General features: G+C 46.5%; 17 protein-coding genes. All 17 read left to right on the top strand.

All coding sequences use genetic code 11. The features are described from left to right. Positions 1 to 12: 12 nt before the first annotated feature. The 17 genes from AC0YNT_RS21865 to AC0YNT_RS21785 all read left to right on the top strand — a co-directional run bounded on the left by AC0YNT_RS21865 (position 13) and on the right by AC0YNT_RS21785 (position 20,333). Complete coding sequence (locus tag AC0YNT_RS21865) at positions 13 to 4,329, top strand: PolC-type DNA polymerase III (protein ID WP_475806527.1); 4,317 nt, start codon at positions 13 to 15, stop codon at positions 4,327 to 4,329. A gap of 183 nt (positions 4,330 to 4,512) precedes the next feature. Then, on the top strand, positions 4,513 to 4,974 hold the full coding sequence (gene rimP, locus AC0YNT_RS21860) for a ribosome maturation factor RimP (protein ID WP_167280714.1): 462 nt from the start codon (positions 4,513 to 4,515) through the stop codon (positions 4,972 to 4,974). 37 nt (positions 4,975 to 5,011) lie between these two features. Beyond that, on the top strand, positions 5,012 to 6,115 hold the full coding sequence (nusA, locus tag AC0YNT_RS21855; protein WP_167280713.1) for a transcription termination factor NusA: 1,104 nt from the start codon (positions 5,012 to 5,014) through the stop codon (positions 6,113 to 6,115). 48 nt (positions 6,116 to 6,163) lie between these two features. Beyond that, positions 6,164 to 6,478: an RNase P modulator RnpM gene (gene rnpM, locus AC0YNT_RS21850; RefSeq protein ID WP_475806526.1), complete on the top strand. Its 315-nt coding sequence runs from the start codon at positions 6,164 to 6,166 to the stop codon at positions 6,476 to 6,478. Next, positions 6,471 to 6,821: a L7Ae/L30e/S12e/Gadd45 family ribosomal protein gene (locus AC0YNT_RS21845; RefSeq protein WP_167280894.1), complete on the top strand. Its 351-nt coding sequence runs from the start codon at positions 6,471 to 6,473 to the stop codon at positions 6,819 to 6,821. Before rnpM ends, AC0YNT_RS21845 begins: the two co-directional genes overlap by 8 nt. Then, positions 6,787 to 9,636: a translation initiation factor IF-2 gene (gene infB, locus AC0YNT_RS21840; protein WP_475806525.1), complete on the top strand. Its 2,850-nt coding sequence runs from the start codon at positions 6,787 to 6,789 to the stop codon at positions 9,634 to 9,636. Before AC0YNT_RS21845 ends, infB begins: the two co-directional genes overlap by 35 nt. 15 nt (positions 9,637 to 9,651) lie before the next feature. After that, on the top strand, positions 9,652 to 10,008 hold the full coding sequence (gene rbfA, locus AC0YNT_RS21835) for a 30S ribosome-binding factor RbfA (RefSeq protein WP_167280710.1): 357 nt from the start codon (positions 9,652 to 9,654) through the stop codon (positions 10,006 to 10,008). Then, positions 10,005 to 10,997, top strand: coding sequence for a DHH family phosphoesterase (locus AC0YNT_RS21830; protein WP_475806524.1), 993 nt, complete (start codon positions 10,005 to 10,007; stop codon positions 10,995 to 10,997). Before rbfA ends, AC0YNT_RS21830 begins: the two co-directional genes overlap by 4 nt. Continuing rightward, on the top strand, positions 10,998 to 11,900 hold the full coding sequence (gene truB / locus AC0YNT_RS21825) for a tRNA pseudouridine(55) synthase TruB (protein ID WP_475806523.1): 903 nt from the start codon (positions 10,998 to 11,000) through the stop codon (positions 11,898 to 11,900). Positions 11,901 to 11,935: 35 nt separating this feature from the next. Further along, positions 11,936 to 12,883 carry a bifunctional riboflavin kinase/FAD synthetase gene (locus tag AC0YNT_RS21820; protein ID WP_475806522.1) on the top strand — a complete coding sequence of 316 codons (948 nt, stop codon included), beginning with the start codon at positions 11,936 to 11,938 and terminating at the stop codon, positions 12,881 to 12,883. Positions 12,884 to 13,046: 163 nt separating this feature from the next. Then, positions 13,047 to 13,316 (top strand): 30S ribosomal protein S15, encoded by a 270-nt coding sequence (rpsO, locus tag AC0YNT_RS21815; RefSeq protein ID WP_475806521.1) that lies wholly within the window; start codon positions 13,047 to 13,049, stop codon positions 13,314 to 13,316. A gap of 278 nt (positions 13,317 to 13,594) precedes the next feature. Then, positions 13,595 to 15,676: a polyribonucleotide nucleotidyltransferase gene (gene pnp, locus AC0YNT_RS21810; RefSeq protein ID WP_167280893.1), complete on the top strand. Its 2,082-nt coding sequence runs from the start codon at positions 13,595 to 13,597 to the stop codon at positions 15,674 to 15,676. A gap of 198 nt (positions 15,677 to 15,874) precedes the next feature. Then, on the top strand, positions 15,875 to 16,882 hold the full coding sequence (locus tag AC0YNT_RS21805) for a polysaccharide deacetylase family protein (protein ID WP_475806520.1): 1,008 nt from the start codon (positions 15,875 to 15,877) through the stop codon (positions 16,880 to 16,882). A gap of 81 nt (positions 16,883 to 16,963) precedes the next feature. Beyond that, positions 16,964 to 18,229: a M16 family metallopeptidase gene (locus AC0YNT_RS21800; RefSeq protein ID WP_475806519.1), complete on the top strand. Its 1,266-nt coding sequence runs from the start codon at positions 16,964 to 16,966 to the stop codon at positions 18,227 to 18,229. After that, positions 18,210 to 18,653, top strand: a complete 444-nt coding sequence (dut, locus tag AC0YNT_RS21795; protein ID WP_475806518.1) for a dUTP diphosphatase — start codon at positions 18,210 to 18,212, stop codon at positions 18,651 to 18,653. Before AC0YNT_RS21800 ends, dut begins: the two co-directional genes overlap by 20 nt. A 190-nt stretch (positions 18,654 to 18,843) precedes the next feature. Continuing rightward, positions 18,844 to 19,740 (top strand): dipicolinate synthase subunit DpsA, encoded by an 897-nt coding sequence (gene dpsA, locus AC0YNT_RS21790; RefSeq protein ID WP_475806517.1) that lies wholly within the window; start codon positions 18,844 to 18,846, stop codon positions 19,738 to 19,740. After that, positions 19,740 to 20,333, top strand: coding sequence for a dipicolinate synthase subunit B (locus AC0YNT_RS21785; RefSeq protein WP_167280702.1), 594 nt, complete (start codon positions 19,740 to 19,742; stop codon positions 20,331 to 20,333). The genes dpsA and AC0YNT_RS21785 overlap by 1 nt, the downstream gene beginning before the upstream one ends. Positions 20,334 to 20,532 lie beyond the last annotated feature (199 nt).

The raw sequence follows: 20,532 nt of genomic DNA, 5'->3' as shown, positions 1-20,532 counted from the left end.
TGATTGATTGCCATGAGCCAAACCGGAGACAAACGGCAGCGCTTTGAATTGCTGATGCAGCAAGCGGGACTGCCGCAAGAAATAATAAATTCCTATTACAAGGACGGTTACATCGAGCAAGTTCTTGTAGGAAAAAGCAATAGAAAATGGACGTTTTGCATTCGCAAAACGTCCTTAATTCCTTATAAGGCCTTTATGGCGCTGACCCAAGCCGTAAACATGAAGTTTTCGCATATTGCTGAAACTTCTTTTCAGCTTCAATACGAAACAACGGTTCCTTCTGTAGAGATTGCCCGTGAATATTGGCCGATGTTCCTGGAGTGGGTTCAACAAGAGAATGCTTCGGTTAATGGCTGGCTGAGTAAAGCAGGAATGGAACCAACGGATGAGATGATCACCGTATCGCTGCTCGATGGTATGGGCCTGGAGTTAGCCAAGAAGAAGAAAATTGATGAAGCGATCAGCAGCTTCTATGAGCGTAACTTCGACCGGACGTATCGTGTGAAAATGGAAGTCGGCGAGCAAGCTAGACCGGAAGTTTATGAGGAGTTCCAGCAGAAGCGGGAACAAGCGGAGCGGGAAGCGGTCATTCAGATCATGGAAAGCGTCGCTACTGAAGCCTCTGAGGGCGAAGGCGATGAAGCGCCTACCAAATTGGCGATGGGCTATGACATTCGTGATGAGCCTACTCCACTTATGAACATCCGTGAAGAAGAAAAGAAAATTACAGTACAAGGCGCTGTGTTTGGCCTCGAAGTGAAAGAGCTTCGTAACGGTATGACCTTGTTTACGTTTAACGTAACCGACTTTTCCGATTCGATGGCGATGAAGATGTTTGCCAAGAACAAAGAAGACGTGAAGATGCTTAGCCTATTGTCGAATGGTAAATGGGTGAAAGCACGTGGTAAGGTCGATTATGACCGCTTCATGCAGGAGCCAGAGCTGGTCATGATACCAAATGATCTCCAAGAAATATCTTCGCCGCCTGACCGTAAGGACAATGCCGAGGAGAAACGTGTTGAGTTCCACCTCCATTCCACAATGAGTGCGATGGACGCGGTTACTCCTATTGGCGAATATGTAAAGATGGCTGCTAAATGGGGTCATAAAGCGATAGCTATTACCGATCACAGCAATATTCACTGTTATCCAGAGGCTTTCAAAGCAGCGAAGAAAAATGGGATCCAAGTTTTATTCGGCCTTGAAGCCAATGTTGTGAATGATGCGGTGCCGATGGTGCTGAATTCAAGGGAAGAACAGCTGGCCTCTGCCGAATATGTTGTATTTGATATCGAGACGACGGGCTTATCTATTATAAATAATAAAATTATCGAGCTTGCAGGCGTTAAGATGGTGAACGGTAAGGAAATCGACCGATTCTCCACCTTCATTAATCCGCATGAGAAAATTCCTTATCATATTCAACAGCTGACGAATATCAATGATGAGATGGTACAGGATGCCCCTGAACTCGAACCTAAGCTGCGCGAATTTATTACTTTTATTGGCGATGCCGTTCTCGTAGCACATAATGCAAGATTCGATATGGGATTCATGCAAGCAAATTTGAAGTCTTTGGGACTTCCTGAGATTACAAATCCTGTACTGGATACGCTGGAGCTCGCAAGATTCCTACATCCGTCCATGAAGAACCATCGACTTAATACATTGTCTGCAAAATATAAGATTTCTCTTGATAACCATCACCGCGCCGTAGACGACTCGGTTGCCCTTGGTGGCGTATTATACGGACTCATTAATGATGCATCTGAACGCAATATTACCGGACTTCATCAATTAAATGATTATGTTGGTCTCGATATTTCGAACTCCCGGCCATTCCATTGCAATATTTACGCGCTAAATGCGGCTGGCAAGAAAAACCTGTTTAAAATGGTGTCGATCTCGCATACGGAGCATTTTAAACGTGTTGCTTGTATTCCGAAAAGCAAACTTGTCGACATGCGTGAAGGTATTCTTGTCATTTCCGGCTGTGAAAAGGGAGAGTTCTTCGAGACAGTGCTTAACAAATCATACGAAGAAGCGCTTGAAATCGCTCGATTCTATGATGCGCTAGAGATTCAACCGATTGACTTCTACATGCACCTTGTTGATAAAGGATTTGTTGGCAGCCGTGCTGAAATTGAACAGGCAATCCGACGCATTTGTGAAATTGGTGATGAGCTCTGCAAGCCGGTTATCGCTACCGGTAACGTCCATTATTTGAATCCACGGGATAAGCTGTATCGCGATATCGCCATCCACGGGATAACTGGTTTCAGTCCGCTAAAAGATTTGCGTAAGCCGGATGCGCATCTGCGCACTACCGAAGAAATGCTTCGGGAGTTTGCCTTCTTAGGTGAAGCAAGGGCTTATGAGGTTGTCGTGAAGAACACTGTGGAGCTTGCTGATCGGTTCGAGCCGTTCGAAATGTTCCCAGATAAACTATTCACCCCAATTATCGAAGGGGCGGAAGAAGAAATCCGGAATACATGCTATGACACTGCGAAATCCATGTACGGCGATGATCTCCCACAGGTTGTAATTGACCGTCTGGAAAAAGAGCTTGTACCGATTATCAAATTCGGCTTCTCCGCTAACTATTTGATCTCAGAAAAGCTCGTTAAGAAGTCCAATGCTGACGGATATCTCGTAGGTTCACGGGGTTCGGTAGGTTCTTCTGTCGTTGCGACATTCCTTGGCATATCCGAGGTTAATCCATTGCCTGCGCATTATTTATGTATCAATTCGGAATGCCGCCATAGCGAATGGTTCCTTGATGGCAGTGTCCCAAGTGGATTTGACTTGCCAGATAAGAACTGTCCGAATTGCGGCAAGCCGATGAAGGGTGAAGGTCAGGATATCCCGTTTGAGACCTTCCTTGGTTTCAAGGGCGATAAAGTTCCCGATATCGATCTAAACTTCTCTGGTGAATATCAGCCAACGGCGCATAATTTTACTAAAATTATGTTCGGCGACAAGTGCGTTTTCCGTGCGGGCACGATTGGTACGGTAGCCGAGAAGACAGGATATGGCTTTGCTAGAAAATATGCTGAAGATCATAATAAAACTTGGCGTGGTGCCGAGCTTAACAGGCTAGCTTCTGGTGTAACCGGCGTTAAGCGGAGTACAGGTCAGCATCCGGGCGGTATAGTTGTTGTTCCGAATTATATGGAAGTCGAAGACATTACTCCGGTGCAATATCCGGCGGATGATGTGAATGCAGAATGGAAGACCACGCATTTCGATTATCACGCTTTTGAAGCGAACTTGCTGAAGCTTGATATACTGGGTCATGATGACCCGACGATGATGCGGATGCTTCAGGATTTGACGGGTGTTGATCCAACGACGATTCCGATGAATGATCCGAAGGTTATGAGTATGTTCAACTCGACGAAGGCGCTTGAAGTGTCGCCTGAGAAGATCCGCACACCAGTTGCTACGTATGGCGTGCCAGAGATGGGGACGAAATTCGTTCGCCAGATGCTTCAAGAGACACAGCCATCTTCGTTTGCCGACTTACTTCAGATTTCAGGATTATCCCATGGTACAGGGGTATGGCTGGGCAACGCACAAGAGCTGATCAAGAAGGGCACTTGTAACATTAAGACAGTTATCGGCTGTCGTGATGATATTATGTTATACTTGATATATAAAGCGGGAATGGATGCCGGACTCGCATTCAAGATTACAGAAAGTGTTCGTAAGGGTAAGGGCCTAACGCCGGAATGGATCGAAGAGATGAAACGTTGTAAAGTACCAGCATGGTACATCGATTCTTGTCTTCGTATCGAGTACATGTTCCCGAAGGCGCATGCTGCCGCTTATGTTATTTCCGCGGTACGGACCGCTTATTTCAAATTGTACTATCCAATTGCATATTATGCGACTTACTTTACAGTACGGGCTGAGGACTTTGATCTGGATCTGCTCTGCCAAGGTTATGATGCGATTCAGAAGAAGCTTATCGAAATTGAGGATAAAGGCTTTAATGCAACAACGAAAGAGAAGAATAGTATATCACTGCTCGAGATGGCTCTTGAGATGACAGCACGCGGCTTCTCGTTCAAGCCGATTGATTTGTATCGTTCGGATGCAACGAAATTTATTATTGATGGCGACTCGCTCATTCCTCCTTATGCGGCTATTGCGGGTATCGGGGAGAATGCGGCACGGAATATCGCAGCATCACGTGATCAAGGCGAGTTCCTGTCGATTGAAGACTTCCAGCAAAAATCGAAGGCCAGCAAGACGATTATTGAGGTGTTAACGGGCATGGGATGCTTCCGCGGACTGCCGGAATCCAACCAGTTGTCATTGTTTTAAACGCCCAATGCAAGAAAACATTTCTTGTCACCCCTATGCGGTTATGATATAATTTTTGTGGCAATGATGTGGATAGAGACTTGAAGCAGAGAGTGGGGAAACCCACTCTTTACGTTTTGTAAACGGCTTTTTTCAAATACGAAATCCCGTTTACATGTATGAAGAAACAGGAGGTTACACCGATTGAGCACATCCAAAATCAAAACCGTTGTTGAAGAAATGGTAACACCTTTCCTCAACAGCAATGGATTTGAACTTGTTGATATTGAGTACGTCAAGGAAGGCAGCAACTATTTCCTTCGTGTGTTCGTAGACAAGGAAGGCGGCATTGATATTGACGAATGCGGCAAAGTCAGCGAATTTTTGAGTGAAGAATTGGATAAGAACGATCCGGTATCCGACGCTTACTTCTTAGAGGTTTCATCTCCGGGTGCGGAACGCCCGCTTAAGAAACCAGAAGATGTTCGCAAAGCGGTGGGTAAGCATGTTTACATAACGACTTACGAGCCGATTGACGGTTCTAAGGAATTTGAAGGACAGCTTACTGCATTTGATGGCGAACAAGCTACGGTGAAAATCGGTAAAAAAGAGCATGTAATTCCATATGCCAAGGTCGCGGGCGCACGCCTTGCGATTGTGTTTTAAATAGCGGTTTATTTTTGAAAGGGGGAACTCCATTCCAATGAGCATGGATTTTATTGAAGCATTGTCGGAAATCGAGAGGGATAAAGGGATTGCCAAAGAAGTGCTGTTAGAAGCGATTGAAGCGGCTTTGATATCGAGCTACAAGCGCAACTTCAACACTGCACAGAATGTTCGCGTAGACATTAACCGCCACAGCGGCGTTATTAAAGTATACGCTCGTAAAACAGTTGTAGACGAAGTACTCGACCCTCGTCTTGAAATTACAGTTGACGCATCGCGTGAGATCAACCCTCACTATCAGTTGGATGATATCGCCGATATCGAGGTTACACCTCGTGATTTTGGCCGTATCGCTGCACAAACAGCAAAACAAGTCGTTACCCAACGTATTCGTGAAGCTGAGCGTGGACTGATCTATAATGCTTTTATCGATAAAGAAGAAGATATCGTTAATGGTATTGTACAACGCCAGGATACTCGTAATTTGTTTGTAGATCTCGGTAAAGTAGAAGCAGTGCTTCCACTTACAGAATTGATGCCTACAGATAAATTTAAGCACGGCGACCGCGTTAAGTCGTATATTACAAAGGTTGAGAATACAACCAAAGGACCTCAAATTATTTTGTCCCGTACTCATCCTGGTCTCTTGAAGCGTCTGTTTGAACTTGAAGTGCCTGAGATCTACGACGGCGTTGTTGAGATTCGCTCGGTTGCCCGCGAAGCAGGTTATCGTTCGAAGATTGCCGTATTCTCCCGTAACGAGGAAGTAGATCCGGTTGGATCCTGCGTTGGTCCAAAAGGGATGCGTGTACAAACAATCGTAAACGAGCTTACTGGCGAGAAGATCGATATCGTTCGCTGGTCAGAGAGCGTTGAGGAATATGTAGCGAATGCGCTTAGCCCATCGAAAGTGCTTGAGGTTATCGTATTCGAACAAGAGAAAATGGCTCGCGTAATTGTTCCTGATTACCAACTGTCTCTTGCGATTGGTATCAAGGGTCAGAATGCACGCCTTGCTGCGAAGCTTACTGGCTGGAAAATTGATATTAAGAGTGAGACGCAAGCGGAGCAGGAATACGGACGTCCGAAAACGACGACAGGTACGATGCACCAGGACTCTGTTTCCATCGATCAGATGTAGGGCAGGCTTTCATCTTGGGTCCATTTACGGGCAAAGGAGGGGTGAACGGTGAGACCGAGAAAAGTGCCGCTTCGCAAGTGCGTTGCATGCCAAGAAATGAAGCCAAAGAGAGAACTGATCCGCGTTGTTCGGACACCAGACGAAGAAGTGCTAATTGACCTGACGGGGAAAAAAGCCGGTCGCGGCGCCTACTTGTGCGGGCAGGTAAGCTGCTTTAAGCTAGCCAAGAAGTCAAAGGCGCTTGATCGGGCATTAAAGCAGGCAGTTAACGCATCGATTTACGACCAGCTTGAACAGGATTTCATAGCAGTAGAAGACGAGTTTCTGGCAGGCAAGGAGCGGGAAAGCGATGAAAATGAATAAATTCTTGTCCTCGCTCGGCATGGCCATGAGAGCTGGCAAACTCATTACTGGTGATGAAATTGTGCTCAAGGCGGTTCGTAAAGGGGAAGCTCAGCTCGTTATTATTGCGGGCGACGCTTCGCCAAACACGAAGAAGAAATTTCGCGACAAATGCAGCACCTACGGGGTACAACTCGCCGAAGCATTTGACCGCGATCAGCTTGGAAAGGCCATAGGAAAGCCGGAACGAGTCGTACTGGCGGTAACTGACGCAAAGTTCGGAAAAATGATTGCAGGTCATCTGAGTCAAAATTCGGAGGTGGATCATATTGAGCAAACAACAGGACAACAGCAAGGACAATAAAGATAAAACACGTGTATACGAATACGCGAAATCGCTAAACATGAGCAGTAAAGAAATTATAACGATTCTTAAGCGGCTTAACTTGCCTGTTAACAATCATATGAGTGTTATGGAAAACGAAATGGTTCATAAAGTGGAAGGCTTCTTCCGCGATATTAAAGCAAATGCTGCAGCGAAGCGTGCTCAAGAATCAGGCAACGCGACGGTATCTGCCACGCCTCAGCCACAAGCTCAGTCGTCAAGCAAGCCGCAGCAGACGCAAGCACCACAAGCAAACAAAAATTTATCTCAGGACAGACAGGGGCCTATGAATTCTATTAAAACGACATCCGAAACTAACCAATCGCAACAAGAACAACGTCCGGCACAAAGTCAGCAGGAAAGCGCACCTACAACTAATGCAAGCACGACTAATGCAGGCGCAAGCACGAACAGCGCTAGCTCAAATAGCTCCAGCAATTCCGGCAACAATAGACCGCAGCACAGCGGTAACCGTCAGGGTGGTTCGTCATACCAAGGCAACCGTCCGCAAGGTCAAGGCAGCGGCCAAGGCAGCAGTCGTCCACAAGGCGGAGGCGGGTACAACCGTCCACAAGGTCAAGGTGGCGGTCAAGGCGGAAGTCGTCCACAAGGTCAAGGCGGCGGGTTTAACCGTCCGCAAGGTCAAGGTGGCGGCCAAGGCGGAAGTCGTCCGCAAGGTCAAGGCGGCGGATTCAACCGTCCACAAGGTCAAGGCGGCGGCCAAGGCGGTGGATTCAACCGTCCACAAGGCGGCGGTGCTCCAGGTGGCAATCGTCCACAAGGCCAAGGTGGTGGAGGCGGCGGCCAAGCGCGTTCATTCGAATCGCGTCCAGCTCCAACATCGCGTGGTACTGCAGCAGCAGAAACGAATCGCAAAAGCAATAACGTAAACAATAAAGCGAAGTCAAATACAAACAATGGCAGCCAAAAGCGTTTTGACGATGGCAAACCAAACTATAGAACGAACCCGAATAATCGCGGCAGAGGCGGAAGAAATAACCGTAACCATTCGCAACAGCCTCCACGTGAGAAAATTGACAACACGCCTAAGAAAATTATTGTACGCGGTACAATGACAGTAGGCGATTTGGCTAAACTGCTTCATAAAGATGCATCTGAAGTTATTAAGAAGCTTATTACTCTTGGTGTAATGGCTACAATCAACCAAGAGCTAGATATGGATACGATCCTTCTGATTGCTTCTGAATTTGGTGTTGAAGTTGAAGTGAAGATCCCTGTTGAAGAAGATACTTTCGAAACAGTGGAAGAGGTTGATGACGAAGCGGATCTGTCTACTCGTCCTCCAGTTGTAACTATTATGGGTCACGTTGACCATGGTAAAACAACGCTTCTTGACGCTATCCGTCATACAAACGTAACTGGCGGCGAAGCAGGCGGTATCACGCAGCATATTGGTGCATACCAAGTTGAAGTTAACCAGAAGAAAATTACGTTCCTCGATACACCAGGTCACGAAGCGTTTACGCTTATGCGTGCACGTGGTGCTCAAGTAACGGATATTACGATTATCGTAGTAGCAGCCGATGACGGCGTTATGCCTCAGACGGTTGAAGCAGTTAACCATGCGAAAGCGGCTGGCGTGCCAATTATCGTAGCGGTTAACAAAATCGATAAACCTGATGCGGATCCTGATAAAATCAAACAAGCTTTGACAGAATATGAACTGGTACCAGAAGAGTGGGGCGGCGACACGATCTTCGTTAACGTATCCGCGAAACAGCGTCTTGGTCTTGAAGAATTGCTTGAGATGATTCTGCTCGTAGCTGAAGTAAATGATTACAAAGCGAATTCAGACAAACGTGCACGTGGTACGGTTATTGAAGCCGAGCTGGATAAAGGTAAAGGTCCAGTAGCACGCGTCCTTGTACAGCATGGTTCGCTTAAGATCGGTGATGCATTTGTTGCCGGCAACTGCTTCGGTCGTGTCCGTGCAATGGTCAACGACAAAGGCCGCCGTATCAAAGAAGCGGGTCCATCTACACCAGTAGAGATCACAGGCTTAACAGAAGTGCCTCTTGCTGGCGATCCGTTTATGGTATTCGAAGACGAGCGTAAAGCAAGAGCGATTGCAGATCGTCGTTCGATCAAGCAACGTCAATCGGAACTTGGCGCAAACTCCCGTGTTACTCTTGACGACCTGTTCAAGCATATCCAAGAAGGCGAGATCAAAGATCTCAACATTATTGTTAAGTCTGACGTTCAAGGCTCAACAGAGGCGCTTAAAGGCTCCCTTGCGAAGATTGAAATCGAAGGCGTTCGTATCAAAATTATTCATAGCGGTGTAGGTGCAATTACCGAGTCTGATATTAACTTGGCTGCGGCATCTAATGCAATCGTAATCGGCTTTAACGTTCGTCCTGAACCACAAGCTGATCTGGCTGCACAACAAGAAAAAGTTGATGTTCGTCTGCATCGCGTTATCTATAACGTGATTGAAGAGATCGAGCAAGCAATGAAAGGTATGCTGGATCCAATCTTCAAAGAGGCTGTACAAGGCCAAGCTGAAGTCCGCAACGTCTTCAAACTTAGCAAAGTTGGCGCTATCGCTGGTTGTATGGTTATTAGCGGTAAAATTATTCGTAACTCCGAAGTTCGCGTCATCCGCGGCGGTATCGTTGTATTCGAAGGTAAAATGGATACAGTGAAACGTTTCAAAGACGATGTGAAGGAAGTCGCGCAAGGTTACGAATGTGGTATTACGATCGAGCGGTTTAGCGACTTCAAAGAAGGAGATATTATTGAATCCTTCATCATGGAATCGGTAGAGCGGTAGAGAGGAAAATAACACATGGCTAAAATTCGTGTAGGACGGGTCGGCGAACAGATTAAAAAAGAGCTGAGCCTCATTATTCAATCAGAGCTTAAAGATCCTCGTATCGGTTTTATTACCGTCACAGGTGTTGAGGCGACAAGCGACCTGTCTCAGGCGCGTGTCTACCTCAGCGTACTCGGCAGCGAGGAACAAAAGGAAGAAACCCTAAAAGCGCTTGGCAAAGCGAATGGATACCTCCGTTCGGAGCTTGGCAAGCGGATGCGTCTCCGTCATACACCAGAGCTGCTGTTCAAGTTCGACAGCAGTATCGAGTATGGCAGCCGCATCGAAGGGCTGCTTGAAGAGATTAACCGCGGAAGCAAAGGTCAATGACGGCCGGCGCGACATACGGGCAACAGCTAGAAGCTGCACTTGCATTTATGCAGGAAGGAGACGACTTTTTAGTCGTCTCCCATGTGCAGCCCGATGGAGATGCGATCAGTTCCACATCGGTAATCGGCTGGCTGCTTGATCAACTAGGCAAATCCAAAACACTGATTAATGAAGGGGAATCACCTTCACGACTCAGCTACTTAAGAGGCTATGATCAAATCGTTAATTATCGCAAGGATAAACCGGTGCAGACGTACACGCATGTGATTGCGGTCGATTGCGCCGATTTTCGGCGTATTGGCGAGGTTTCAGCCTTGTTTGCGCAGGATGTGAAATTGCTAAATATTGATCATCATCCTACCAATAACGGGTTTGGTACCGTTAATGTTATTCTTCCAGAAGCTGCAGCAACGGTTGAAATTTTATTCGATATCATAGAAAAGTCTGGTTGTGCGATAGATGTTGAGTGTGCAACGGCTATCTATACAGGTTTGCTGACGGATACGGGAGGTTTCCGCTATTCGAATACAAGCCCTAAGGTTATGGATGTTGCATCACGTATGCTAGCATTAGGGGCACCAGGTCATAAACTTGCCGATCATTTGCTGGAAAAGATGACAATGGCCAAGCTGAAGCTGCTTCAACGCAGCCTGGCTAGACTGACGTTTACCGAAGATCAGCAAATTGGCTGGCTCTATATCGCCAAAGACGATATGAAGGACACCGGAGCTGTTTCCGATGACATGGAAGGGATCGTCAACTATGCCCTTAATATAGATGGTGTTGAAGTTGGCATCCTCTTCAAGGAAACGGAAGATGGTGGCGTCAAAGCCAGCCTTCGATCTGCCGGCAAGGCAGATGTGGCGGCTATTGCACAATCCTTCGGTGGAGGCGGACATATCCGTGCAGCTGGCTGCCGGATACAAGGGACGCTAACAGAAGCGATTGAAGAGCTTGTTGAAGCGGTTAGAAAGGCGTTGAATGGATAGATGGACGGAATTATTGCCGTATGGAAGCCTGCTGGTTGGACCTCTCATGATGTAGTGGCGAAGGTACGGCGAATCGTTCGGATGAAACGTATTGGGCATGCGGGCACGCTTGATCCAATGGTTACTGGCGTACTACCGTTATGCTTAGGGCGATCGACACGGGTTGTGGAATACTTGCAAGAACGGCCAAAAGCCTATGAAGCAGTCATTCAGCTCGGTATTGCAACGGACACAGAGGATTTGACGGGTACAGTGCTTGAAGAACAGTCGGACATTAAAGTCACGCAAGAGCAGGTACTGCAAGTGCTGCAAAGCTTTGTTGGCGAGATTGACCAAGTTCCACCGATGTATTCGGCTGTGAAGGTGGATGGCAAACGACTGTATGAACTAGCTCGTGAAGGCAAGACGGTTGAACGGAAATCGCGTAAGGTGACTATTCACCAAATCGATTTGCTTTCATGTGATCTGGATTCAGACCGTCCTCGATTCTCTTTTTCAGTGATTTGCTCAAAGGGTACTTATATTCGTACATTATGCGTGGATATCGGGCGAGCACTTGGTGTACCTGCTGCTATGGCTGAATTGATCCGGACGATGTCTGGCGGTATTACAAGAGAGCAATGCGTAACACTGGAAGAGCTTGAGGAGCTTCAGGCGGCGGGCCGTTTAGAAGAGCGTATGCTGCCGGCTGAAATCGCGATTGAACATCTTGCTCGAGTTCAAGCAGATGCTGCTGTTACAGAAATGGCGCTTCGAGGGCAGAAAATACCTTACAATCGGTTTACCGATTCCTTCGATTCCAGCAGTCTCGTACGCCTATATGGCGAGAATGATGCTTTTATCGGGATATACAAGGCCGATGACGAAGCATTGGCACTTAAACCGGTCAAAGTATTCTCCTAACCGGGATTATATAGAGGAATTGCAGGTGTATCAGCATGGAAATTATATCACTTACTTACCCTTTGAATGATTGCTCAGACTTGCTTCAGAATAAGAAGCTAGCCGTAGCGATCGGGCACTTTGATGGGGTACATCGCGGTCATCAGAATGTGATTCGCCAAGCGGTACAAATTGCGAAGCAATCAGGATCACTATCTGCTGTGATGACTTTTCTGCCACATCCAAAAGAAGTGCTTGGCCATGGGGATCACTATTACAGCTGTTTAACGCCACCTGAAGAGAAGCAGGCTTTATTTGCTGAACTAGGTGTAGACATTATGCTCGTTGTGAAGTTTGACCTGAATTTTGCTTCAATCAGCCCACAGCAGTTTGTGGATGAAGTGCTGCGACCGCTTCAAGCGGAGCATGTAATTGTCGGGTTTGACTTTACATTCGGCTCCAAAGGAAGAGGGAATGCTGAAATGATGAGAAGTTTAGGTAATCCTGATATTAAAGTGGATATTGTTGAGCCGCTTTATGAGAACGGGGAAAAGGTGAGCAGCACTGCAATTCGAGCAGCATTGGAAAAAGGCGACGTTGCCCTTGCAACCACGCTGCTTGGACGTCCATATGAATTGGATGGCATCGTTGTTCACGGCGATGCTCGTGGCAGAACAATTGGATTTCCAACAGCAAACGTTGAATTGTCTAAGCCGTATGTTACGCCTTGTTTAGGAGTATTTGCTGTAAAAGTAACGGTTGCCGGCAAGACATTTTGTGGAGTATTAAACCATGGGATGAAGCCAACCTTTAATAAGGAAGAGATTCGCCCGGTACTAGAAGCTCATTTGTTTGATTTCCACCAAGATATTTATGGAGAGCCAATTACAATTGAGTTCCATTCCTTTATCCGTTCGGAGAAAAGATTTGGATCTATTGATGAATTGATTCAACAAATAGGTGCTGACGCTGTAGAGGCGAAGCAATTCTTTGGTATTGCCTAAGCGTTGGCATTTACTTGCCTAATCAATTATGGTATACTAGACAACGTTGTGAGCGAGTACGGCTTGTCCGTTACAGCGCACAAACGAACCTTAGCTTGGATCTCTGCTCTCACCGGCGATTTCGAGGCTAATGGCGATTAACTGAAATAGGAGGTGAACGAGGATGGCAATTACACAAGATCGTAAAACACAACTGATCGACACTCACAAAACACATGCGAGCGATACGGGTTCCCCGGAAGTTCAAGTGGCTATCCTGACGGAAAACATCGTGAACTTGACGCAACATTTGCGGGAGCACAAGAAAGATCATCATTCCCGCCGTGGTCTGCTCAAGATGGTTGGTCAACGCCGTAAGCTGTTGGCATACCTGAAAAACAAAGATGTTAAACGTTATAGCGCATTGATCGAAAAACTCGGCCTTCGCCGCTAGAACATGTTTCATGAAAAGCAACCTGGTTGTCTTGCCGTCCGGGCTACCGGAGCCGGCAGAATCGGGTTGCTTTTTGTAATATCACAAGATTCAGCAGGATATACCATTGCTGCCCACGAATGGTATGAAAAGCAATGGCTACATAGAATTGCTTCACAATTCTTTAAGCAAATGCTTACGACGTAAGAATTGCTTCACAATTCTTTAAGCACAAGCTTACGAAGTAAGAATTGCTTCACAATTCTTTTTAGGAGGGAATACGTTTGCAACGAGTAGAGATGTTATTGGGCGGCAGAAAGCTTGTGCTGGAAACAGGCCGTTTGGCTAAGCAGGCTAATGCTGCAGTAACGGTTACCTACGGGGATACAGTTGTCCTTTGTACGGTTACAGCTTCCACTGGACCGAAAGATTTGGACTTTTTCCCATTAACCGTGAACTATGAAGAACGTTTATATGCTGTAGGCAAAATCCCTGGCGGATTTATTAAACGCGAAGGACGCCCTAGCGAAAAAGCGATTTTGTCCAGCCGTTTAACAGACCGTCCGATTCGTCCACTGTTCCCGGAAGGTTTCCGTAATGATGTTCAAGTGGCGAATATCGTAATGAGCGTGGATCAAGATTGCACGCCAGAAATCGCAGCAATGATTGGTACTTCTGCAGCGCTGAGTATCTCTGATGTGCCGTTTAACGGTCCTATCGGAGGCGTGAATGTGGGTCGTATTAATGGTCAATTCATCATTAACCCGACTGCAGAGCAAGCACAGGAGACTGAAATCTTCCTTACGGTTGCAGGTACGAAAGATGCGATCATGATGGTAGAAGCAGAAGGCAATGAAGTAGCGGAAGACGTGATGCTCGAAGCAATCATGTTTGGCCATGACGAGATTAAGAAAATCGTAGCAACCATCGAAGAACTTCAAGCTGTGTCCGGCAAACCGAAGATGGAAGTGAAGCTTCATGCTGTTAACGCTGAAGTGAACGCTGCTGTTCGTGCATTTGCTTCGGAGAAATTGGTTGAAGCAATTCGTATCCCTGAGAAACATGCACGCCAAGAAGCAATTGACGCTGCTAATAGTGAGACGGTTGCTCATTTTGAAGAAGTGTATGCAGAGACACCTGAGCTTCTGAGCGATGTGAAAGAAGTTTTGTATGATATCGTGAAAGAAGAAGTTCGCCGCTTGATCACGCATGATAAAGTACGTCCTGACGGACGTGGACTTGACGAGATTCGTCCGATTGAATGTGACGTAGCTCTGCTTCCGCGTACACACGGCTCTGGCTTGTTCACACGTGGACAAACTCAAGCACTTAGTATTTGTACACTTGGTGCACTTGGCGATGTTCAAATCTTGGATGGGATCAGCCCTGAAGAGACCAAACGCTTCATGCATCATTACAACTTCCCGCCATTCAGCGTAGGTGAAGCTCGTCCACTTCGTCCTCCGGGCCGCCGTGAGATTGGCCATGGTGCACTTGGTGAACGTGCCTTGTCGAAGGTTATTCCTAATGAGACAGAATTCCCTTACACAATTCGTCTTGTATCAGAAGTGCTTGAATCGAATGGTTCGACTTCCCAGGCTAGTATTTGCGCAAGTACACTTGCGATGATGGATGCCGGCGTTCCGATTAAAGCTCCTGTAGCGGGTATTGCAATGGGTCTGATCAAAGACGGCGAGCATTTCTCGATTTTGTCTGATATTCAAGGGATGGAAGATCATCTTGGAGATATGGACTTTAAAGTTGCTGGTACTGCGAAAGGTGTAACGGCTATTCAAATGGATATCAAAATTGACGGTATTGACCGTGCGATCTTGTCGCAAGCACTGGAACAAGCACGTATCGGCCGTATGCACATTCTCGGCAAAATGACGGCAGTAATGTCTGAATCGCGCACGAACTTGTCTAAATATGCTCCGAAAATTTTGACACTCCGCATTAACCCTGATAAAATCCGTGACGTTATTGGTTCCGGCGGTAAAATCATCAATAAAATTATTGAAGAAACCGGCGTAAAAATAGATATCGAACAGGATGGCATGGTCTTCATCGCTTCTTCGAACGAGGAAATGAACCAGAAGGCGAAAGCTATTATCGAGGGCATCGTGAAAGAAGTCGTAATTGGCGAGGTTTACCTCGGAACGGTTAAACGGATCGAGAAATTCGGCGCATTTGTTGAAATTTTGCCGAACAAAGACGGTCTTGTTCATATCTCTCAGCTGTCTACCGAGCGCGTAGCGAAGGTAGAAGACGTTGTTGCGATTGGTGACCAAATTACGGTAAAAGTAACTGAAATCGATCAGCAGGGTCGTATTAATCTGTCCCGTAAAGCTGTTTTGACACCAGAAGTACCAGCGCAGTAATCAACTGCGCTTCTATAGAAATGAAGCAAAGAGCCAGATAAGATCTGTCTCTTTTTGTTTTGTCTGCGTCTTTTTTGTTTTGTCCACCTATCCCGGAATAATCTCGTCCAAGCATTCATACCTATTAGACAAGCGCAGCGGCATGCTGCGTTTGCCAAGCCATTGTTGAGTGGCGTATACCGATAGGTAGGAGCTGGAATGATGCAGATGCGGAACAAGATCATTGCTCTATGTGCTTCCTTTATCGTACTTTTTGTTTTTATCCGACTGAATGTCGGGGGCGTTATGAACTATATTGAATCTGTCAAAGGACAGGAATCTGTTGAGGCCGGCACGGAAGCCGCATTATCAGATCAGGATAAGGCCACACTACGCGAGACAATAGAAGCAGCAGCTCAGCAACAATATATTGAGCCTATTGATGCACGTATTGACCGCGTGTGGAAAGCGATCCCAGGTTATAACGGACTTGAAGTAGATGTAGAGAAGACCTTTCAGCAAACAATCGCAAGCGGTAAAACCTCTCCAATTCAATTTGTGTACAAGGAAATTCCGCCAAAAATCTCATTAAGAGATCTGGGGCCGTGGCCAATCTATAAGGGTAATCCCAATAAGAAGATGATTGCGATAATGGTCAATGTAGCGTGGGGAAATGAATATTTGCCGGCTATTTTAAATACGTTTGATAAGGAAAATGTAAAAGCGACTTTTTTTCTTGATGGCTCATGGCTCAAGAAGTATCCGGATGTCGCGAAGCAAATTCAAGAGAGAGGCCACGAAATCTCGAATCATGCGTATTCTCATCCCGATATGAAAACCCTAAGCAGACAAACTGCTTATACCCAGATTTCGCGAACAGAAGATCTTCTAAAAGGAACACTTGGCGTACAAAACAAATGGTTCGCACCACCGTCCGGCTCCTACAATCAGATGACGGTTCAGGTGGCAGGGGAACAAGGCTTAATGACGGTGCTTTGGACGATTGATACTGTGGATTGGCGTAAACCGTCCCCTGATTGGATCATTCAGAAAATATCATCTAAGCTCGAACCAGGTGCTCTTATCCTTATGCATCCAACCTCATCGTCAAGAGATGCTCTGCTAGGGATGATTCGAGAAGCTAAGCGTCAAGGTTATGCATTAGGGACAGTTAGTGAGACCTTGTCTTCGGATCGAATTCCGGCTGCGGTTGAGCATGCTCCCTAAATTTGTTATAGTGAAATCATTCATGTTTAGACCATGCTTACGTAGCATGAATTACCAAATTTCATTCGAGGAGGATACGAAGTGAATAAATATACGCTTAGCAATGGCCTCCGCGTCGTTGTGGAATATCTGCCAACTTTCCGGTCGGTATCCTTCGGCATATGGGTAAAAACAGGTTCACGGAATGAAACACCCGAGAACAACGGTATTTCTCATTTTGTCGAGCACATGTTGTTCAAAGGAACAAATGGTCGTTCAGCCAAAGATATTGCTGATTTATTTGATGGAATTGGCGGCAATGTGAATGCATTTACATCTAAAGAGTACACTTGTTATTTTGCAAAAGTTCTTGATGAGCATCTGCCGATCGCGGTAGACGCCCTGGCGGATATGTTCTTCGAGTCGAAGCTTGATGCAGAAGAGCTGGCCAAGGAGAAAAATGTTATCCTTGAGGAAATCTCGATGTACGAAGATACTCCGGATGACAAAGTACATGATGAATCGTCCCGTGCTGCGTATGGTGATCATCCGCTTGCTTACTCGATTCTGGGGCTTGAAGAACGTCTTACAGCGATGAATTCTGATTCGCTCCGCGGTTATATGAATGATACATATACACTTGAAAACACGGTTATCAGCGTGGCAGGCAATGTTGAGGAAGGTAAGCTTCTTGAACTGCTTGAGAAATATTTTGGCCGTTTCCAGAACAAAGGACAGAGCAGCTTGATTGAAGTTCCGAAGTTCCACGGCGATTATGTATTCTTTAAGAAAAAGACAGAGCAAAATCACATCTGTTTGTCGTTCCCTGGCTGCTCGAACTCGGATCCGCAACTGTATGCTATGATTTTGTTAAACAACGCGCTTGGCGGAGGCATGAGCTCTCGTCTGTTCCAAGAAATTCGCGAAAAGCGGGGACTTGCTTATTCCGTTTATTCCTACCACACTTCGTATGCAGACAGCGGCTTGTTTACCCTGTACGCCGGTACTGCTCCTAAGCAAACGAAAGAGGTACTGGATCTGACTCTTGCTCAGATGGAAGAGCTTGCGGTGAAAGGCCTTAGCGATGAAGAGCTTCACCGCGGCAAAGAGCAGTTGAAAGGCAGCTTGATTTTAAGTCTGGAAAGCACAAGCAGCCGAATGAACCGTCTAGGCAAAAACGAGTTGATGATTGGGCGTCACTTTACATTAGATGAAATGCTGCAACGCATTGATAATGTTACGATGAAGGATGTACGTGATGTAACGGAACGTCTGTTGTCTGTCCCATTTGCCGTTGCGATGGTTGGAACAAACGATAAAGCTGCAGCACAGATCGGGAGGGACCGTTTTGTTTCAAATTCTATTTAAACGGCTGGAAGGTAACGAAGATATAGCATTGCCGAGTAAAATGTCCGAATGGGCAGCAGGCTTTGATCTGCAAGCAGCGGTAAGCGAGCCAGTTGTGCTTGCACCAGGTGAGCGCAAATTAATTCCTACTGGACTTGCAATGGCTATGCCACCGCAAGTTGAAGCTCAGGTACGCCCTAGAAGCGGGCTGGCATTCAAGCATGGGATTACTTGCCTGAATTCACCAGGCACCATAGATGCGGATTACCGCGGTGAAGTGAAGGTACTGCTCATTAATCATGGGCAAGAGCCATTTACAATCAATCGCGGCGAGCGGATTGCTCAGATGGTGATCCAGCAGCTTCCGGAAATTACGATTGAAGAAGCCGATGAGCTGCCGGATACGGTTCGCGGCGCCGGTGGATTTGGGCATACCGGCGTGTAGTTGGTCTTCATTTGGAAGCTTGTGGTGTAAAGTCCCTGTCAACTGGCCAATTTCCAAAAGACAATAAAAGCGTCAAAACCAAAGTAATGGTTTTGGCGTTTTTTTGCGTTCCAAAATATTGGTTTTCACCATTCTGGGCACAGGGCATAAGATGGTCTATAACTAGTGCGCAGAAAGGAGTGAAGCCTATATGCTAACAGGCGTTCGAATACTGCTGCTAGGAGGCGATGCAAGACAGCTTGAGGTTATTCGCAAATTAACCGAATTGGATGCGACTGTAACGGTGTCCGGCTTTGACGGACTGCATTCCTCCCTTGACGGGGCGGTGCACGCAGAATTTGACGATAGCTTGTTTACTGACGTAGACGCATTGCTGCTGCCGGCAGTGGGGACGGACGATAATGGGTTTATTCATGCTGTATTCAGCGATCGGCAAATGCAGCTGCTTGATCAACATATTGCAAAACTTCCTAAGCATAGCAAAGTATATGCTGGAATGGCAAAGCCTTATTTGCGGGAACTTTGTGCACAGCATCAGATTGCTCTCGTCGAACTGTTTGATCGGGATGATGTAGCGATTTATAATGCGATACCTACTGCAGAAGGCGCCGTTATGATGGCCATTCAGAACACCGACATTACGATACATGGTTCTACATGTATGGTTCTAGGCTTTGGGCGAACTGGCTTTACGATGGCACGCACGCTTCTTAACTTAGGAGCAAAAGTGCTTGTGGGAGTAAGGCGGAGTGAGCATTTTGCAAGGGCTGCTGAGATGGGTTTTGTGCCATTTTACACAAGTCAACTACTCCAAAATACGGGTAATATTGACTTGCTTTTTAATACAATTCCGACTATGATAGTCACAGCGCAAATTATAGCAAATTTGCCCTCGCGAACCGTTATTATTGACCTTGCAACGAAGCCAGGCGGAACAGATTTCCGCTTTGCTGAGAAGAGAGGCATTAAAGCGATCCTCGCGCCCGGACTTCCCGGTATCGTCGCACCCAAAACAGCTGGACGAATCATAGCGGAATGCTTGACTCAGTTGATTACGGACGATTCGATAAAGCGGGGGAATGGGTAATGGATTGGACGGGAAAAACAGTCGGGTATGCGTTGTCTGGCTCGCACTGTACATTGGCGGAGATTATGCCGCAAATTCAACGGTTTGTAGACGCTGGTGCGAATGTTGTGCCTATCGTGTCAAACACGATTATGACAACTGATACGCGCTTTGGAAAGTCGGCAGACTGGCAGACGCAGCTTAAGGCGATTACCGGCAACGATATTATTCACACAATTGTAGATGCTGAGCCTCTTGGACCATCGAAGCTGATTGATGTGCTTCTGATTGCGCCATGTACGGGAAGCACAACTAGCAGACTTGCTAATGCGATCACCGATAGTGCTGTACTCATGGCGGCGAAAGCCCAAATGCGTAATTTAAGACCTGTCGTACTCGCCATTTCTACGAATGATGGTCTCGGGTTGAACGCTGCTAATATCGCAAAACTGTTGGCAGCTAAACATATTTATTTTGTGCCATTTGGCCAAGATAACCCGGTTCAAAAGCCAAACTCGCTTGTTGCGAGAATGGATCTGGCTCTGGAAACATGTGAAGCAGCATTGCAAGGGAAACAACTGCAGCCGTTATTGATTGAGCGATTTAATTACTAAGAAGCCCTTATATGGTTTATCATTCAAGCAGGCGGCGATGGAAGTAAGGAACTGGTGATTTCGCCGGGGCTTTATGGACCTTATACGCCGCTTGTTTTTCCATCTATTGATAATCCCTAATTACCTTGCAGTACAAAACAACTACGATCTGGAAGATGCCTTAGAGAAGACATCTTTGCATCGGTAACGGAGGAAAGAC

The organism is Paenibacillus sp. J22R56, assembly GCF_056269375.1.
This window is presented reverse-complemented; position numbering and strand designations above follow the sequence as displayed.

Excerpts from the sequence above, each read along its gene's own strand:
- rpsO (WP_475806521.1), top strand. The coding sequence starts at position 13,047 with ATGGCAATTACACAAGATCGTAAAACACAACTGATCGACACTCACAAA.
- AC0YNT_RS21785 (WP_167280702.1), top strand. The coding sequence starts at position 19,740 with ATGGATTGGACGGGAAAAACAGTCGGGTATGCGTTGTCTGGCTCGCAC.
- AC0YNT_RS21805 (WP_475806520.1), top strand. The coding sequence starts at position 15,875 with ATGATGCAGATGCGGAACAAGATCATTGCTCTATGTGCTTCCTTTATC.
- AC0YNT_RS21820 (WP_475806522.1), top strand. The coding sequence starts at position 11,936 with ATGGAAATTATATCACTTACTTACCCTTTGAATGATTGCTCAGACTTG.
- rbfA (WP_167280710.1), top strand. The coding sequence starts at position 9,652 with ATGGCTAAAATTCGTGTAGGACGGGTCGGCGAACAGATTAAAAAAGAG.
- AC0YNT_RS21865 (WP_475806527.1), top strand. The coding sequence starts at position 13 with ATGAGCCAAACCGGAGACAAACGGCAGCGCTTTGAATTGCTGATGCAG.
- AC0YNT_RS21830 (WP_475806524.1), top strand. The coding sequence starts at position 10,005 with ATGACGGCCGGCGCGACATACGGGCAACAGCTAGAAGCTGCACTTGCA.
- dpsA (WP_475806517.1), top strand. The coding sequence starts at position 18,844 with ATGCTAACAGGCGTTCGAATACTGCTGCTAGGAGGCGATGCAAGACAG.
- truB (WP_475806523.1), top strand. The coding sequence starts at position 10,998 with ATGGACGGAATTATTGCCGTATGGAAGCCTGCTGGTTGGACCTCTCAT.
- AC0YNT_RS21845 (WP_167280894.1), top strand. The coding sequence starts at position 6,471 with ATGAATAAATTCTTGTCCTCGCTCGGCATGGCCATGAGAGCTGGCAAA.
- pnp (WP_167280893.1), top strand. The coding sequence starts at position 13,595 with ATGTTATTGGGCGGCAGAAAGCTTGTGCTGGAAACAGGCCGTTTGGCT.
- nusA (WP_167280713.1), top strand. The coding sequence starts at position 5,012 with ATGAGCATGGATTTTATTGAAGCATTGTCGGAAATCGAGAGGGATAAA.